Annotated in this window: 13 protein-coding genes and 1 tRNA gene; 10 read left to right on the forward strand and 4 right to left on the reverse strand. The window is 66.8% G+C overall.

The window, feature by feature from the left end:
• Positions 1 to 10 precede the first annotated feature (10 nt).
• The 3 genes from QNJ30_11300 to QNJ30_11310 form a co-directional block, all read right to left on the reverse strand.
• Positions 11 to 484 (reverse strand): GNAT family N-acetyltransferase, encoded by a 474-nt coding sequence (locus QNJ30_11300; GenBank protein MDJ0944046.1) that lies wholly within the window; start codon positions 482 to 484, stop codon positions 11 to 13.
• Between the two features lie 158 nt (positions 485 to 642).
• Positions 643 to 5,187, reverse strand: a complete 4,545-nt coding sequence (gltB, locus tag QNJ30_11305; GenBank protein ID MDJ0944047.1) for a glutamate synthase large subunit — start codon at positions 5,185 to 5,187, stop codon at positions 643 to 645.
• A gap of 85 nt (positions 5,188 to 5,272) precedes the next feature.
• Positions 5,273 to 6,724, reverse strand: a complete 1,452-nt coding sequence (locus tag QNJ30_11310) for an NAD(P)-dependent oxidoreductase (GenBank protein ID MDJ0944048.1) — start codon at positions 6,722 to 6,724, stop codon at positions 5,273 to 5,275.
• 395 nt (positions 6,725 to 7,119) lie between these two features.
• Between QNJ30_11310 and QNJ30_11315 the strand changes: the two genes are divergently transcribed.
• Complete coding sequence (locus tag QNJ30_11315) at positions 7,120 to 7,941, forward strand: undecaprenyl-diphosphate phosphatase (protein MDJ0944049.1); 822 nt, start codon at positions 7,120 to 7,122, stop codon at positions 7,939 to 7,941.
• A 13-nt stretch (positions 7,942 to 7,954) separates the two neighbouring features.
• On the opposite strand, the gene QNJ30_11320 is transcribed toward QNJ30_11315, so the two are convergent.
• The gene (locus QNJ30_11320) at positions 7,955 to 8,902 is read right to left on the reverse strand and encodes a complex I NDUFA9 subunit family protein (GenBank protein MDJ0944050.1); all 948 of its coding nucleotides are present in this window, start codon (positions 8,900 to 8,902) and stop codon (positions 7,955 to 7,957) included.
• 185 nt (positions 8,903 to 9,087) lie between these two features.
• Here QNJ30_11320 and QNJ30_11325 point away from each other — a divergent pair.
• The 9 genes from QNJ30_11325 (at position 9,088) to ptsN (ending at position 16,136) form a co-directional block, all read left to right on the forward strand.
• Positions 9,088 to 9,174, forward strand: a tRNA-Leu gene (locus QNJ30_11325).
• An 89-nt stretch (positions 9,175 to 9,263) separates the two neighbouring features.
• A complete protein-coding gene (locus tag QNJ30_11330) occupies positions 9,264 to 9,875 on the forward strand; it encodes a ribonuclease H-like domain-containing protein (protein MDJ0944051.1) in 612 nt (203 codons plus the stop codon).
• Positions 9,876 to 10,071: 196 nt separating this feature from the next.
• Positions 10,072 to 11,073, forward strand: a complete 1,002-nt coding sequence (locus tag QNJ30_11335; protein MDJ0944052.1) for a KpsF/GutQ family sugar-phosphate isomerase — start codon at positions 10,072 to 10,074, stop codon at positions 11,071 to 11,073.
• Between the two features lie 31 nt (positions 11,074 to 11,104).
• Positions 11,105 to 11,758, forward strand: a complete 654-nt coding sequence (lptC, locus tag QNJ30_11340; protein ID MDJ0944053.1) for an LPS export ABC transporter periplasmic protein LptC — start codon at positions 11,105 to 11,107, stop codon at positions 11,756 to 11,758.
• 10 nt (positions 11,759 to 11,768) lie between these two features.
• On the forward strand, positions 11,769 to 12,605 hold the full coding sequence (locus QNJ30_11345; GenBank protein MDJ0944054.1) for an LptA/OstA family protein: 837 nt from the start codon (positions 11,769 to 11,771) through the stop codon (positions 12,603 to 12,605).
• The gene (lptB, locus tag QNJ30_11350; GenBank protein ID MDJ0944055.1) at positions 12,602 to 13,378 is read left to right on the forward strand and encodes an LPS export ABC transporter ATP-binding protein; all 777 of its coding nucleotides are present in this window, start codon (positions 12,602 to 12,604) and stop codon (positions 13,376 to 13,378) included. Before QNJ30_11345 ends, lptB begins: the two co-directional genes overlap by 4 nt.
• Before the next feature lie 11 nt (positions 13,379 to 13,389).
• The gene (gene rpoN, locus QNJ30_11355) at positions 13,390 to 14,913 is read left to right on the forward strand and encodes an RNA polymerase factor sigma-54 (protein ID MDJ0944056.1); all 1,524 of its coding nucleotides are present in this window, start codon (positions 13,390 to 13,392) and stop codon (positions 14,911 to 14,913) included.
• Between the two features lie 151 nt (positions 14,914 to 15,064).
• Positions 15,065 to 15,649, forward strand: coding sequence for a ribosome-associated translation inhibitor RaiA (gene raiA, locus QNJ30_11360; protein ID MDJ0944057.1), 585 nt, complete (start codon positions 15,065 to 15,067; stop codon positions 15,647 to 15,649).
• Between the two features lie 22 nt (positions 15,650 to 15,671).
• Positions 15,672 to 16,136, forward strand: coding sequence for a PTS IIA-like nitrogen regulatory protein PtsN (gene ptsN, locus QNJ30_11365; protein ID MDJ0944058.1), 465 nt, complete (start codon positions 15,672 to 15,674; stop codon positions 16,134 to 16,136).
• The last annotated feature ends 40 nt before the right edge of the window (positions 16,137 to 16,176 follow it).

Here is a 16,176-nt window from a genome sequence, read left to right on the forward strand (position 1 = left end):
GAAAGGAGATTTAACGGGTCGCCGTCGTACCTTCATGCCGAGAAATCGACATAACGATCAAGGGTACATCGCGAAGTTCGGACACGTGTTCAACGCCGTCCTCGACGAAGCCGACGGCGCGGTAGGCGGCCCGGGCTCGCGGGTTGTCGGCGAAGACGTCCAGCCAGAGCCTTTCGGCCCGAAGCTCCTCGAAGACTTGGCGGATCACGCCGCGCAGGATCGATCTACCCAGCCCGCGGCCCGGGGTCGCAACCGCGATGCGTTTCAACTCGATGGTCCGCTCGGCGGAGGTCAAGCCGCAGAGCATGGCGAAGCCCTGCACGCCGTCCTTCTGCTCCGCCACCAGGTAGCGATAGTCCGGGTCCTCGAGCGCGGCCAGGTGCTGCGCGCGCGGCCAGCTGTAGATGTAGTCGGCGAACTCCTGCCGGCTCTCCTGCGCCAGAATGAAGTCGAGGTCCGCGGCATCCGCCCGACGCAGCTTCAACGCTCTTGCCCAACCAAATAGTGATCTTCCCGATACGACTGTGATGCCCGGGCTTGACCCGGGCATCCAGCATTGCCGGTCTCGGATAGTCGGGACCCTGGATTGCCGGGTCAAGCCCGGCAATGACAGAGGAAGGCGTTGCCGTCCGAAAGCCCCGCCTAGGCGCGCTTCTTGGCTTCGGCGTCGCGGGTCGTCGGGTGCTCGAGGCGCTCGATCATCTCCCTGGGCACGATCTGCCAGAACATGGCGCGCTCCAGCTCCCAGTCGACCAGCAGGCGCTCGGCGTAGCGGGACTGGGTCTCCTGGACGTGCCGGGCGAGCAGGTCCTTGACCAGCTCCTCCCAATAGTCGGTCTCGATCCGCTGGTGGACCACCGAGTCCGGATTGATGCGGCCGGGCAGCAGATCCTCCGGATCGTAGACAAAGGCCATGCCGCCGGTCATACCGGCCGCGAAGTTCGAGCCGACCACGCCGAGGATCACCGCGGTGCCGCCGGTCATGTACTCGCAGCCGTTGGAGCCGCAGCCCTCGACCACGGTCTCGGCGCCCGAGTTGCGCACCGCGAAGCGCTCGCCGGCCTGGCCGGCGGCGAAGAGCTGCCCGGCGGTGGCGCCGTAGAGCACGGTGTTGCCGATGATCACGTTGTCCTGGCTCTGCAGCGGGCTGGCGATGAAGGGTCGGACCACGATGGTGCCGCCCGACAGGCCCTTGCCGACGTAGTCGTTGGCGTCGCCGAAGACTTCCAGCTTCAGGCCCTGGACCGCGAAGGCGCCCAGCGACTGCCCGGCCGAGCCGCGCAGCCGGACCGTGACGTGGCCGGGGTTGAGACCGGCCATGCCAAACTTGCGGGTGATCTCAGACGACAGGCGGGTGCCGATCGCGCGGTAGGTGTTCCGGATGTTGTACTGCAGCTGCATCTTCTCGCCGACGTCGAAGAGCGCCTGGGCGTCCTGGATCATCTGGGCATCGAGCGTGTCGACCACCTCGTTGCGGCCCTTCACCGTGCAGAACACCGGATTGTCGCCGGGATCGGCCTTGGCCAGGATCGGGTTGAGGTCGAGGTCGTCGAGGTGCTCGGCACCGCGGCTGACCTGGCGCAGCAGGTCGGTGCGGCCGATCACCTCGTCGAGGCTGCGCGCGCCCAGCGCGGCCAGGATCTCGCGCACCTCCTCGGCCATGAAGGAGAAGAGGTTGACCACCTTCTCGGCCGTGCCGGTGAACTTCCGGCGCAGCGCCGGGTCCTGTGTGCAGACCCCGACCGGGCAGGTGTTGGAGTGGCACTGGCGGACCATGATGCAGCCCATGGCGACCAGCGAGGCGGTGCCGACGCCATACTCCTCGGCGCCCAGCATGGCGGCGATGACGACGTCGCGGCCGGTCTTGATGCCGCCGTCGGTGCGCAGCCGCACCCGGTGGCGCAAGCGGTTCAGGGTCAGCACCTGGTGGACCTCGGCCAGGCCCATCTCCCAGGGCACGCCGGCGAATTTGATCGAGGTCTGCGGGCTGGCGCCGGTGCCGCCGGAATGCCCGGAGACCAGGATCACGTCCGCCTTGGCCTTGGCGACGCCGGCGGCGATGGTGCCGATGCCCGAGCGGGCGACCAGCTTCACGCAGACCTGGGCCTTGGCATTGATCTGCTTCAGGTCGTAGATCAGCTGAGCCAGGTCCTCGATCGAGTAGATGTCGTGGTGCGGCGGCGGCGAGATCAGCATCACCCCCGGCGTCGAGTGGCGCAGCTTGGCGATCATCTCGGTGACCTTGAAGCCGGGCAGCTGACCGCCCTCGCCCGGCTTGGCGCCCTGAGCGACCTTGATCTCGATCTCCCGGCAGTTGTTCAGGTACTCGGCGGTGACGCCGAAGCGCCCGGAGGCGATCTGCTTGATCGCCGAGTTCTCGTTGTCACCGTTGGGATGCGGCTTGAAGCGCTTCGGGTCCTCGCCACCCTCGCCGGAGTCCGATTTGGCGCCGATCCGGTTCATCGCGATGTTGAGCACGCCGTGGGCCTCGGCGCTGAGCGCGCCCAGGGACATGCCGGGGGTGACGAAGCGCTTGCGGATCGCCGTGATCGGCTCGATCTCGTCGAGCTCTGCCGGCTCCGCCTTGTCGGTCTTGAAGTCCAGGAGGTCGCGCAGGCTGACCGGCGGCTGGGCGCGCAGGCCGGCAGCGTACTTCTTGTAGTTGGAATATGAGTCCTTGGCGACCGCACCCTGCAGGGTATGGATCAGGCCGGCCTCCCAGCCGTGGCTCTCGCCGCCGCGCCGGTAGCGGTAGAAGCCGCCGACCGGCAAAGTGATCACGCCCTCGGTCCAGGCCTTGGCGTGCAGCTCCAGCACCTTCTGCTGCAGGCCGGGCAGGCCGATGCCTGAGATCCGGCTCTGCATGCCCGGGAAGTACTGGTCGACCATGGTGCGCGACAGGCCCAAGGCCTCGAAGTTGTAGCCGCCGCGATAGGACGACAGCACCGAGATGCCCATCTTCGACATGACCTTGAGCAGGCCGTCGTCCACCGCCTTGGCATAGCGGTTGACGCAGTCCTCCAGCGAGAGCTCGCCGAAGAGGCCGCGGCGATGCCGGTCGGCGATCGATTCCTGCGCGAGGTAGGCGTTGACCGTGGTCGCGCCGACCCCAATCAGCACCGCGAAGTAGTGCACGTCCAGGCACTCGCCGGCGCGGACGTTGATCGAGGTGAAGGTCCGCAGCTTCTCCTGCATCAGGTGCACATGGACGGCGGCGGTCGCCAGGATCATGGGGATCGGCGCTCGCCCCGGGCCGATGTCGTCGTCGCTGATGATCACGTGGGTGGCGCCGCCGCGCACCGCGTCCTCGGCCTCCTGCTGGATCCGGTCGAGGCCGGCCTTGAGCGCGAAGTCGCCGCCCGCCGGGTCGAAGCTGCAGGCGATCTCGACCGCGGTCTCGCCCAGGTAGTCGCGCATCGCCCCGAACTCGGCGTTGGTCAGCACCGGCGAGTCGAGCTGCAGCAGCCGGCACTGGCTCTCGTCCTCCTCGAGGATGTTGCCGAGGTTGCCGAGCCGGGTCTTCAGGGTCATGACCCGGCGCTCGCGCAGCGAATCGATCGGCGGGTTGGTGACCTGGCTGAAGTCCTGCCGGAAGAAGTGGTGCAGCCCGCGGTAGCGCCCTGAGAGCACGGCCAGCGGGGTGTCGTCGCCCATCGAGCCGATCGCCTCCTTGGCGTCCTCAACCATGGGATGGAGGATCAGCTCCAGGTCCTCCATGGTCAGGCCGTAGGTCAGCTGCCGGCGGCGCAGCTCCTCGCGTTCCAGGACCGCCGGCTCGCCGTGGTCGGGGCGGATCAGGTCGTCGATGACGGTGATCTCCTTGACCCACTTGCCGTAGGGCGCCTGCTTGGCCAGGTGATCCTTGATCTCGTGATCGTGATAGAAGCGGCCTTCCTCGAGGTCGACCGCGATCATCTGGCCCGGCCCGACCCGGCCCTTCTCGACGATGCGGGTCTCGTCCAGGCGGACCATGCCGGTCTCGGAGCCGGCGAAAAGCAGGCCCTCGTCGGTGATGGTGTAGCGCAGTGGCCTGAGGCCGTTGCGGTCCAGCCCCGCCACCGCCCAGCGCCCGCCGAAGCCGCAGATCGCCGCCGGGCCGTCCCAAGGCTCCATGACCGCGTTGGAATAGCTGTAGAGGTCCTTCAGGGGCTGCGGGATGCTGCCGTTCTGCTCCCAGGCCTCGGGGATCAGCATGGCCTTGACCATGGGCAGGTCGCGCGCCGCGCGCACCATGAGTTCGAAGACGGCGTCGAGGGCGGCGGAATCCGAGGATCCGGGCTGGACCACCGGCTTCAGGTCCTCGATCCGGTCGCCGAAGACCTCGTGGCCCAGGCGGCACTCGTGCGCCTTCATCCAGTTGACGTTGCCTTTGAGTGTGTTGATCTCGCCGTTGTGGGCGAGCACCCGGAAGGGCTGGGCCAGCCACCAGGTCGGAAAGGTATTGGTCGAGTAGCGCTGGTGGAAGATCGCGAAGTTGGAGACGAAGCGCTCGTCCAGCAGGTCCGGGTAGAAGGCGGTCAGCTGCTCGGCCAGGAACATACCCTTGTAGATGATCGAACGGCAGGATAGTGAGCAGACGTAGAAGTCCTTGATAGATTCCCGCTCGGCCGCCTTCTCGATCCGGCGCCGGATGGTGTAGAGGTCGACTTCGAACTGCCGGGCCGGGGTCTGCTTGACGTTGTCGACGATGATCTGCTCGATCTCGGGCCGGGTCGCGTTGGCCTTCTCGCCGATGATGTCGACGTTGATCGGCACCTGGCGCCAGCCGTAGATCCGGTAGCCGAAGTTCAGGATCTCGCGCTCGACGATGACCCGGCAGCGTTCCTGCGCCGCGTAGTCGGTCCGCGGCAGAAAGATCATGCCGACCGCGATCCGACCCGGATGCGGCTCGAAGCCGCTGCGCGCGACGTGCTCGCGGAAGAAGTCCTGGGGGATCTGCAGATGGATGCCGGCGCCGTCGCCGGTCTTGCCGTCAGCGTCGACGGCGCCGCGGTGCCAGACCGCCTTGAGGGCGTTGATGCCCGCCTCGACGACCTCGCGCCGCGGCTTGCCGTCGATCGAGGCGACCAGGCCGACACCGCAGGCGTCGCGCTCCTGGCCCGGGTCGTAGAGCCCGACGCGGGCGAGCCTTGACACTTCGCCCTGCCAGGTCGGACCAGGATCCTTCCGCTCGATGATCTTCGGCATGCTACCTCACCCTATCCAAGCCCGGTCGGCGCGGCGGCGCTCCGGTGATACGTTGCGGCGGCTTCGTCTTTCCGCGCGGCTGCTTCTACTCCGCCGCCACCGCCGCCCGCGCGTCGCCGGCCGCCTTGGCGGTCAAGTAGCGATGAATCGAGGCGGCCGCATCGCGGCCGTCGCGGATCGCCCAGACCACCAGGGAGGCGCCGCGCACGATGTCGCCGGCGGCGAAGACGCCGTCCAGCTCGGTCATCATGGTCTTGAAGGAGATGCCGACCGTGCCCCAGCGGGTCACCGGCAGCTCCGGCGCGTCGAAGAGCTTCGGCAGGTCCTCCGGGTCGAAGCCCAGGGCCTTGAGCACCAGGTCGGCCTCGACCGTGAAGCTGGAGCCCTCGATGACCTGCGGGGTCTGGCGGCCGGTCGCGTCGGCGACGCCCAGGTGGACCTTGGCGGCGCGCACCGCGGTCACCGCATCGTCGCCAAGGAAGGCTTCGGGCGCGGCCAGCCAGACGAACTCGACGCCCTCCTCCTCGGCGTGCTTCACCTCGCGTTGCGAGCCCGGCATGTTGGCCCGGTCGCGGCGGTAGAGGCACTTGACCGATTCGGCGCCCTGGCGCACGGCGGTGCGCACGCAGTCCATGGCGGTGTCGCCGCCGCCGATGACCACCACCTTCTTGCCCGCGGCGTTCAGCCGGCCGTCGTCGAAGGCCGGCACGGCGTCGCCCAGCCCCTTGCGGTTGGAAGCGGTCAGGTAGTCGAGCGCCGGGATGACGTTCTTCAGACCGACTCCGGGCAGCTTGATGTCGCGGTCCTTGTAGACCCCGGTCGCGATCAGCACCGCGTCGTGGCGCTGGCGCAGCTCCTCGAGGCTGGCGTCGCGGCCGACCTCGAAGTCGAGCCGGTAGGTGACGCCGGAATCGCCGATCAGCCTGGCCCGGCGCTCGACCACCGGCTTCTCCAGCTTGAAGTTGGGAATGCCGTAGATCAGCAGGCCGCCGACCCGGTCGTAGCGATCGTAGACCGTGACCTGGTAGCCGCGCCGGCGCAGCTCCTCCGCGCAGGCCAGGCCGGCCGGGCCGGCACCGATCACGCCGACCGATTGCTCCAGCTCCCGGGCCGGCGCGACCGGCTTGACCCAGCCCTCCGCCCAGGCGGTCTCGGTGATGTAGGTCTCAACCGCGCCGATGGTGACCGTGCCGTGGCCGGACTGCTCGATCACGCAGTTGCCTTCGCAGAGCCGGTCCTGCGGGCAGATCCGGCCGCAGATCTCCGGGAAGTTGTTGGTCGCCTGGCTGACCTCGTAGGCCTCCTCCAGGCGGCCCTCCGCGGTCAGCATCAGCCAGTCCGGGATGTTGTTCTGGACCGGGCAATGGACCTGGCAGAAGGGCACGCCGCACTGCGAGCAGCGGCCGGCCTGATCGGCGGCGCTCTCCGGGTCGAAGCGGTCATAGATCTCCTGGAAGTCCTGCGCGCGCAGGGCAGCCTCGCGTTTCTCGGGCATGTGGTGCCCGCGCTCGACGAACTTCAGCATCCGCTTGGCCATGCGGCTTTATCCTCCGGCCCGTTCTTCCCGCGCCGGTTCGTCCCCGCGGGTTGTCTTGTTTCTGTTGTCAGTCCGGCCGGCGCAGGGCGCCGTTGGACAGGACCTGCGTTGTACCGCCGGATCGCCAGGAAAAGCGAGCGAAAAGCGCAAAATAGGTCAGCTTTTATGACGTAAATAATACAGCACCGGTAAGATTGTCGCAAGCGCCATTGAGCCGCTATGGCGGCCTTCACAAGAAGGTCCCGAATTGGGACTAATTGCCGTCTGGGCTTCCTTCCTGTCGCAGGCTATAAGCGGGCGCTGCCAGGCGCCGGCGGGCGCGCCGGGGCGAGCGTCCGGCCCAGGCCGTCAGCCCCAGATCACTTCGGCCCAAGAGGGGGCTGCCATCCGTGCAAATGCTGCAAATCCTGATCCTGTCGCTGGTCCAGGGCCTGACGGAGTTCCTGCCGATAAGCTCCTCCGGCCACCTGATCCTGGTGCCGCTCTTCACCGGCTGGGACGACCAGGGACTGGCGATCGACGTCGCGGCCCACGTCGGGACCCTGCTCGCGGTCCTGGTCTACTTCTGGCGCGACGTCCTGCGCATGTTGCTGGGCCTCGGCCGGCTGCTCACCGGCCGCTTGGACGGCGGCGGCCGCCTTGCCCTGCTGCTGCTCCTGGGCACCCTACCCGCTCTCGCCGTCGGCTTCCTGATCGACCAGTACTTCGGCGGCCCGCCGCGCTCGCCGCTGGTCGTCGCCTTTGCGCTGATCGGCTTCGGCATCGCGATGTACCTGGCCGACCGGATCGGCATGACCATCCGCAAGGTCGATCACATCGGAATCGGCCACGCCCTGGTGATCGGCTGCGCCCAGGTCCTGGCGATCATCTTCCCGGGCACCAGCCGCTCCGGGATCACCATGACCGCGGCGCGGGTTCTCGGCTACGAACGCACCGAGGCGGCCCGGTTCTCTTTTCTGCTGTCAATCCCGGCCATCTCCGCCGCCGGCATCTGGCAGGGCTGGAAGCTCTATCAGGTCGGCGACACTTCGATCATCAACGACGCGCTGCTGACGGTCGGCTTCTGCGCGCTGGCCGGCTTCCTCGCGATCGCGATCATCATGGCCTGGCTGAAGCGGGCCGGATTCGGCCCCTTCGTGGTCTACCGCCTGCTGCTGGGCGGCTTTCTGCTGTGGCTGATCTACAGCGGCCAACTGGGCGGCGCGGCCGCGGGCTGAGCCGAAGGCGCGATCAGGCGGCGAGCGGGCTGATCCGGCCGCCCGGGCAGTAGCGCTGCATATAGGTCGGCAGGATCAGCTCGGGGTGGGTCGCCTCGATACCCAGATCGGCCAGGGTCAGGGCCTGGTCGGCGACCACGTTGTCGCTCTTCAGCAGGCGGACTTGATCCCGGGTGAGCGGCGGAGTCGGAAGCCATTCGAGGACCGCGCCCTGCAGGCTGGCCAGGGCGAAGGGCAGCGGCAGCAGAAGGCGCCGGCGCCGGATCTGCCGGAGCAGCAGCTCCATCAGCTCCTTGAAGCTGTAGACCTGGGGCCCGCCGAGCTCGTAGACCCGGCCGCGGCAGGCCGGATCGGAAAGGGCCTTGACCACGGCATCGGCGACGTTGCCGACGAAGACCGGCTGGAACCGGGTCTTGCCCCCGCCGATCAAGGGCAGGGCCGGCGAAAGCCGGGCCATGGCCGCGAAGCGATTGAAGAAGTCGTCCTCGGGTCCGAAGACGATGCTCGGCCTCAGGACCACGGCGTCGGGGAAGCTGCTGCGCACCGCCATCTCCGCCGCGCCCTTCGAGCGGGCGTAGTCGGCCTCGGCCCGGATGTCGGCGCCGATCGCCGAGATCTGGACCAGGTCGCGGACACCGGCGTCCCGGGCAGCACGGGCGAGGGCCGCGGCACCTTCGGCATGCACGCCCTTGAAGGTCTGGCGGCCGCGTTCGAAAAGGATCCCGACCAGGTTGACGACGGCGTCCGCACCCTCGACCGCCGCACGCACCAACTCGGCGTCCTGGATCGGCGCCCGCAGCGGCGTGATCTGGCCGACGTCGCCCATGGGCTTTAGGAAGGCGGCCCGGCGCGGGTGTCGGACCGCCGCGCGGATCACCCAGCCCTCGCGGGCCAGGCGGCCGACCACGTAGCGCCCCAGGAAACCCGACGCTCCGAAGACGGTTACAACGCGCGTCGCCATTGCCAAGACCCCGTTCGCTTGCGCCGCGATCCGCCACCGCGCCGCTTTTGCATTTGCGGTTATACCGCACGGCGGCGGCCCTTTGACAAGCCCGCTCGGACCGGCAGCGAGAAAGTTCCGCGCCTCTACCTGAGCCAAGCGCTTGACAGGCGCCCGCCATCGTGAGAAAGCGAGCGCCTGCTTCAGCCCAGGTGGCGGAATTGGTAGACGCGCAGGCTTCAGGTGCCTGTGGGGGCAACCCCGTGGAGGTTCGAGTCCTCTCCTGGGCACCATCGCTTCGGACGATGGGGCAGTCATCAAGGCAGGTGTATCACCCAATGAGTCATTATCAGCGCTCCTTGGCATAAGGGCCTCGAAGCCTTTGTCCTTCGTTTTTCATCGAGACGATCTCCCGGAAGACGTAGAGCTCGGCGACACCATCGCGGTGGACACCGAGACCATGGGTCTGAGCCTAGCGCGGGACCGGCTCTGTCTGGTCCAGCTCTCCGCCGGCGACGGCAAGAGCCACCTAGTCCAGTTGCGCAAGGAGTCCTACGACGCACCCCGGCTGAAGGCGGTGCTGAGCGACCCCAAGCGCCTGAAGATCTTCCACTTCGCCCGGTTCGACTTGGCGGCGCTGCAGCGTTACTTGAAGATCGACTGCCGTCCGGTCTACTGCACGCGGACGGCCTCGCTGCTGGTCCGCACCTACACCGACCGCCATGGCCTGAAGGATCTCTGCCGCGAGTTGCTAGGCGTCGAGATCTCCAAGCAGCAACAGTCCTCCGATTGGGGCGCGGAGTCCCTAAGCGAGGAGCAGCTGCGCTATGCGGCCGCCGACGTTCTCTATCTTCACCGCCTGAAGGAGGTGCTCGACGGCATGTTGGCCCGGGAAGGCCGCCGCGAACTGGCGCAGGCCGCCTTCGACTTTCTGCCAAGCCGTGCCGCCCTAGACCTTGCAGGTTGGGAGAATGTCGATATATTCGCTCACTAGGTCATGGTTAACAGACCTGCAGAAAACTGCATCAGCGCCTCAAAATGCCTGACCTTGGGAACTTCTGCTTTACTTTGTTCTGCTATGGACTGCGCTCGGGCGAGAGGTAGCACCAAAAAAGTCACACCTACAATCCCATCCACGACCACAAATCTGATCTACGCTACGTACTACGGTTAAAGGACCTCTCGACACCATGAGCGCAAGACCGCGTCCCGCCCTGCCCCTCGCCTCGAAGGATATCGAGGCTGCCCAGCGCACGCTCCGGCTGGAAGCCGAGGCGATCTCCGCGCTGAGTGCGGGCCTCGACGACGGCTTTGTCGAGGCCGTCGACCTGATTTCAAAGGTGCAGGGGCGCGTCGTGGTCACCGGCATGGGCAAGAGCGGCCACATCGCACGCAAGATCGCGGCGACCCTCGCCTCGACCGGCACGCCCGCGATCTATGTCCATCCGGGCGAGGCCAGCCACGGCGATCTGGGCATGCTGACCGTCGACGACGCCGTCATGGCGCTGTCCAATTCCGGCAACACAGCCGAGCTGTCCGACATCGTCGCCTTCACCCGCCGCTTCGGCATCTCGCTTGTCGGGATGACCAGCGCGCCGAAGAGCACACTGGCCGAGCAATCCGATGTCGCCCTGATCCTCCCGAAGGCACCAGAAGCCTGCCCGATGGGCCTGGCGCCGACCACCTCGACCACGGTCATGCTGGCGCTGGGCGACGCCCTCGCCGTCGCCCTTCTGGAGCGCCGCGGCTTCACGCCGCAGGATTTCCAGGTCCTCCATCCCGGCGGCACCCTGGGCGGCAAGCTGGCCCGGGTCAGCGAGCTGATGCAGGGTCGCGACGGCCTGCCGATCGTCACGCGCGAGACCCCGGTTGCGGAAGCCATCTTGGTGATGACCCAAAGCTTCAGCTTCCACCGCAGCTTCGGCTGCGTCGGTATCGCGGACGACGACGGGCGCCTGGTCGGGATCGTGACCGACGGCGATCTGAGGCGCCACATGAATTCGGACTTGCTGGATCGCCCGGCGAAGGAGATTATGACGGGAAAACCGCAAACCATCCGTCCGCAGGCTTTGGCCGCGGAGGCGTTGGGCTTGATGAATGCGAAACAAATCACCAGTCTGTTCGTTGTAGAGGATGAAAAGCCTGTCGGGTTCTTGCATATTCACGACTGCCTGAGGGCAGGCGTAGGCTGAGAGGGGTTCCCAGATGACGCCAGGGTCGCCGATGACCCGGAGAACTGAGCACGAGCTGCGTCGCACGGCGCCGGCCGTGGCCGTGCGCCTGCGCGCCGGCCGAAGCGCCTATGCGATTCTCATCGGCGTTCTGAAGACTCTCTTGCCCAGTTTCGCCATCGGCATGGTGCTCCTGATCTTCGCCTGGCCCCAGATCAACGTCGAAAGCGAGCACTTCAGGCTTGGCGTCCCCGAGCTCGCCGCGGACTATGCCGACAGCCTGTCGATGCTGAACGCACGTTTCGACGGCGTCGATGAGGAAGGCCGACCGTTTTCGCTTTCCGCCGACGAGGCCTCGCAGCCTTCCAGCGTGAACGAGATCGTCGATCTTTCCTTGCCGAAGGGCGACATCACGCTCAAGGACGGCACCTGGCTCGCCCTGACCGCCAAGACCGGCAAGTACGACCGCCAGGGCAACACCCTTGACTTGGAGGGCGCGGTCAGCCTGTTCCACGATCAGGGCTTCGAGCTGCTGACCGAAACTGCCGAGGTCGACCTCGAAGTCGGCCGGGCGGAAGGTTCGGATCCGGTCACGGGCCAGGGCCCCTTCGGTCAGCTGCTTTCCGAGGGCTTCCGCGTCGAGGACGACGGTGACACGATCGTCTTCACTGGGCGTAGCCGAATGGTCCTTTATCCCGATCGGTAGGACTCTTGAGGTGAAACAACGCCAGCCAGCCCTGGGGCGCCTTGCAGCGCTCGCGTTGGCAATGGCGTTGCTTCCGACCGGACTTGCCGCCCAGGGCCTGCTCGGTGGCGGAAAGGGCAAGTCCCCCCTGGAAATCAACGCCGACCAAGGTATCGAATGGCGCCGCGACCAGCGCACCTATGTCGCCAGCGGCAACGCCAGGGCGACCCGCGGCGACCTGGAGCTCTTCGCGGACGTGCTGACGGCGCACTACCGCGACGCGCCCGACGGCAGCAGCGAGATCTACAAGATCACGGCCAACGGCAACGTCCGCATCGTTTCGCCCAACGAGGAGGCGCGCGGCGACCGGGGCGCCTATGACGTCGACAACGGGGTCGTGGTCCTGCTCGGCGAAAACCTCCGCCTGACCACGCCGGAGGAGGTGATCACGGCCCGCGACAGCCTCGAGTATTGGGAGCAAAAACAGATGGCGGTGGCCCGCGGCGAGGCCCTTGCCAAGCGGGAGGACCGCCAGATCAGCGCCGACGTGCTGGCGGCGCATTACCAGCCGGGCGCGGACGAGAAGCTCGAGCTGCAGCGCATCGAGGCCTACGGCAATGTCGAGGTCGAGACCGACCGGGAGTACGCCCGCGGCGACCGCGGCACCTATTTCGTCGACAAGGAGCTCGCCACTTTGCAGGGCACCGTCAAGATCACGCGGGGCCAGAACCAGATGAACGGCGACTACGCCGAGGTCGATCTCACGACCGGCGTGAGCCGGCTGCTGAGCAGCGGCTCCGGCGTCAAGGGCATGATCCTGCCGAAGGCTGTGACCGGCGACAACGAATCCGCTCCGAAGGTGCAATGAACGAGCCCAAGCAGCTGACCGCCGGGGTGGGACCGCGCTTGGTCGCCGACAACTCCGGGCTGATGGCGGTCAACCTGACCAAGAGCTTCAAGAAACGGCCGGTGCTGCGTGGCGTCTCGGTCGCGGTCCAGCGCGGCGAGGCGGTCGGCCTGCTTGGGCCGAACGGCGCGGGCAAGACCACTTGCTTCTATATCATCACCGGCCTGCTGGCCGCCGACAACGGCTGGATCATGCTGGACGGTCACGACATCACCGAGTTGCCGATGTACCGCCGTGCCCGGCTCGGCATCGGCTACCTACCCCAGGAGGCCTCGATCTTCCGGGGGCTGACAGTCGAGCAGAACATCCGCAGCATCCTCGAGGTGGTCGAACCCGGACGACGCGAGCGCAAGGTCATGCTCGAGAACCTGCTCAACGAGTTCGGGATCACCCATCTGAGGAGCACGCCGGCGATTGCGCTTTCGGGCGGCGAGCGCCGGCGCGCCGAGATCGCGCGCGCACTGGCCTCCCGTCCGAGCTTTGTCCTGCTGGACGAGCCCCTGGCCGGCATCGATCCGATCGCCGTGGCCGACATCCGCGATCTGGTCTCCCACCTCAAGGATCGGGGCATCGGGGTCCTGATCACCGACCACAACGTGCAGGAGACCTTGAAGATCGTCGACCGTGCCTACATCCTGCACGACGGCCACGTTCTCTACGAAGGACGACCGGCGGAAATCGTTGCGCATAAGGACGTCAGACGCGTTTACTTGGGCGAAAGATTTAGCCTTTAAGGCTCGCCGCCATGGCGTTGACCCAGCGCTTAGAACTCCGTCAGTCACAAAGTCTCGTTATGACGCCGCAACTGCAGCAGGCGATCAAGCTGCTGCAGTTGTCGAACATCGAGCTCGGCGAATTCGTGGAGGCCGAGCTCGAGACCAACCCGCTCCTGGACAGTGAAGAACGCCGGGCCGGCGAGGCCGAGGACCCCGTCTCCGAGGCCTCCCTCGGCGAAGATCGGGCGTCCTCCGACGACCGCGAGGCGGCTCTTGCCGGGGACAGCGCCAGCCTTGCCGACTCGGACCAGATCCCCGACGACGCCAACGCACCGCTCGACACCGATCCCGGAGACCTCTACGACCTCGGACCGGGCGACGGCTATCTCAACGCCGCGCCGGGTGGCGCCGGGCCGGGCGTCAGCGGCTTCGACGAACTGCCCTCGCTGGAGCAGCGGCTCAGCGAGACCGTGACTTTGCGCCAACACCTCCTCGACCAGCTGACGGTCGAGCTCTCGGACCCGGTGGACCGCCTGATCGGGGTCCATCTGATCGACATGCTCGACGAGGCGGGCTACCTCACCGGCTCCCCGGAGGAGCTGGCAGGGCTTCTGGGCTGCCCGGAGGCCCGCGTCGAGGCCGTGCTCGCGACATTGCAGGGCTTCGATCCGGCCGGTATCTTCGCCCGCAGCCTTCAGGAGTGCCTGGCCATCCAGCTCGCGGAGCGCGACCGCCTCGACCCGGCGATGCAGGCTCTGATCGACAACCTCGACCTGCTCGCCCGCCATGAGCTGCCGCGCTTGATGAGGCGCTGCGGCGTCGATGCCGAGGACATGGCCGAGATGATCGCAGAGATCCGTCAGCTCGATCCCAAGCCGGCGCAGGCCTTCGACCACCAGGCCGCCGAGACGGTCATCCCGGATATCCTGCTTTTCGCCAAGCCGGACGGCGGCTGGCGCATCGAGCTGAACCCCGAGACCCTGCCCCGGGTCCTGGTCAACCGCAGCTATCACGCGCAGGTCCAGGCCAAGGCGCGAACCCGACCGGAGCGGGAGTACCTGGCCGAGCGCCTGCAGCAGGCGAACTGGCTGGTGAAGGCGCTGCACCAGCGCGCCACCACCATCCTGAAGGTGGCAACCGAGATCGTCCGCCAGCAATCGGGCTTTTTCCAGCACGGGGTCGAGCATCTGCGACCCCTGACCCTGCGCGACATCGCCGAGAAGGTCGAGCTGCACGAATCCACCGTGAGCCGCGTGACTTCGAACAAGTACATGGCCACGCCGCGCGGGACCTTCGAGCTCAAGTACTTCTTTACCGCGGCGATCGCCGGCCTGGGCCGTGAAAGCCATTCCGCCGAATCGGTCCGGCACCGGATCCGCGCCCTGATCGACCAGGAATCCCCGGATCGGGTCCTTTCCGACGACACCATCGTGACGGTCCTGCAGCGCGAAGGGATAGACATCGCGCGGCGGACCGTCGCCAAATATCGAGAGGCCCTGCGCATCCCGTCGTCCGTGCAGCGCCGCCGGGAGAAGCGCGCCTTGAGAAAATGATGCCCGTGCTTGTCTCTCCCGGGCCGGTTGTGCTGACATCGCCTGGGACGTATTGACACTCCCCTTGGCCATCCTTAAGGTCCGCGCCGCGCGAGGCGGCCCCAAAGGAGATCTTGGCTTACGAGCCCGCGCAAACCCGGATTGTCCGCTGATGCAACTGTCCGTTCAGGGCCGGCAGATCGACGTCAGTGATGCTTTTCGCAATCACGTCGAGGACGCCCTTGGAACCATCTTCAACAAGTACTTCGGCGATGCGATCGAGGCCAGCGTGACCCTGTCGCGCGAGGCGCATCTTCTGAAGGCGGTGGTCACGGCCCACGTCGGCCGGAACATCCAGCTGACCGCCCAGGGCGAGGCCGATGCGCCCTACACCGCTTTCGATATGGCCGCCGACCGCTTGTCGAAGCGCCTACGGCGCCACAAGCGGCGCTTGCGGGACCATCACAAGGCCGATTCTGGACTGGAAAGCATACCGGCTCAACAATACATATTGGCGGGGATCGCTGCCGAACACGAGGAGGACGCCCCGGCCGCCGATGGACAGCCAGCGGTGGTCGCGGAAATGACGACGGAGGTTCCGACGCTGACGGTCGGCGAGGCCGTGATGCGGATGGACCTGGCGGAGCTTCCGGCCATGATGTTTAGAAACAAGGCACACGGCGGGCTCAACATGATCTACCGCCGGCCGGACGGAAACATCGGCTGGGTCGACCCGCGCGGAAACCAAAGTAAATAGTATCGCTTCTCGGGATTTGGAAATGGATATTGCTGAACTGATCAGCTCAGAGGATATTGTTCCTAGCCTTCGTGTCGGCAGCAAGAAGCAGGCGCTGCAGGAGCTCTCCAAGCGCGCCGCCGAACTGACCGGCCAGCCAGAGCGAGCCATCTTCGAAGTGCTGATCCAGCGCGAGCGCCTCGGCACCACCGGTGTCGGCCAGGGGATCGCGATCCCGCATGGCAAGCTGCCCGAGCTCGATCGGCTCTACGCGCTCTTCGCCCGCCTGGAGACGCCGGTCGATTTCGATGCGATCGACGAGCAGCCGGTCGACCTGATCTGCCTGCTCCTGGCACCGGAAACCGCCGGAGCCGACCACCTCAAGGCCCTGGCCCAGGTGTCGCGCCTTCTACGCAACAAAGCGATTTGTGAGAAGATCCGGGGCAGCGACGGGCCCGACGCCATCTACGCCCTGCTCTCCGAACCCACCGCGAGCCACGCCGCTTGAGGCATTGATGGCAGCACGCCGCCTTCCGGGCGGCGGGAGC

This window comes from Kiloniellales bacterium, assembly GCA_030066685.1.
Classification (GTDB): Bacteria; Pseudomonadota; Alphaproteobacteria; order Kiloniellales; family JAKSBE01; genus JAKSBE01.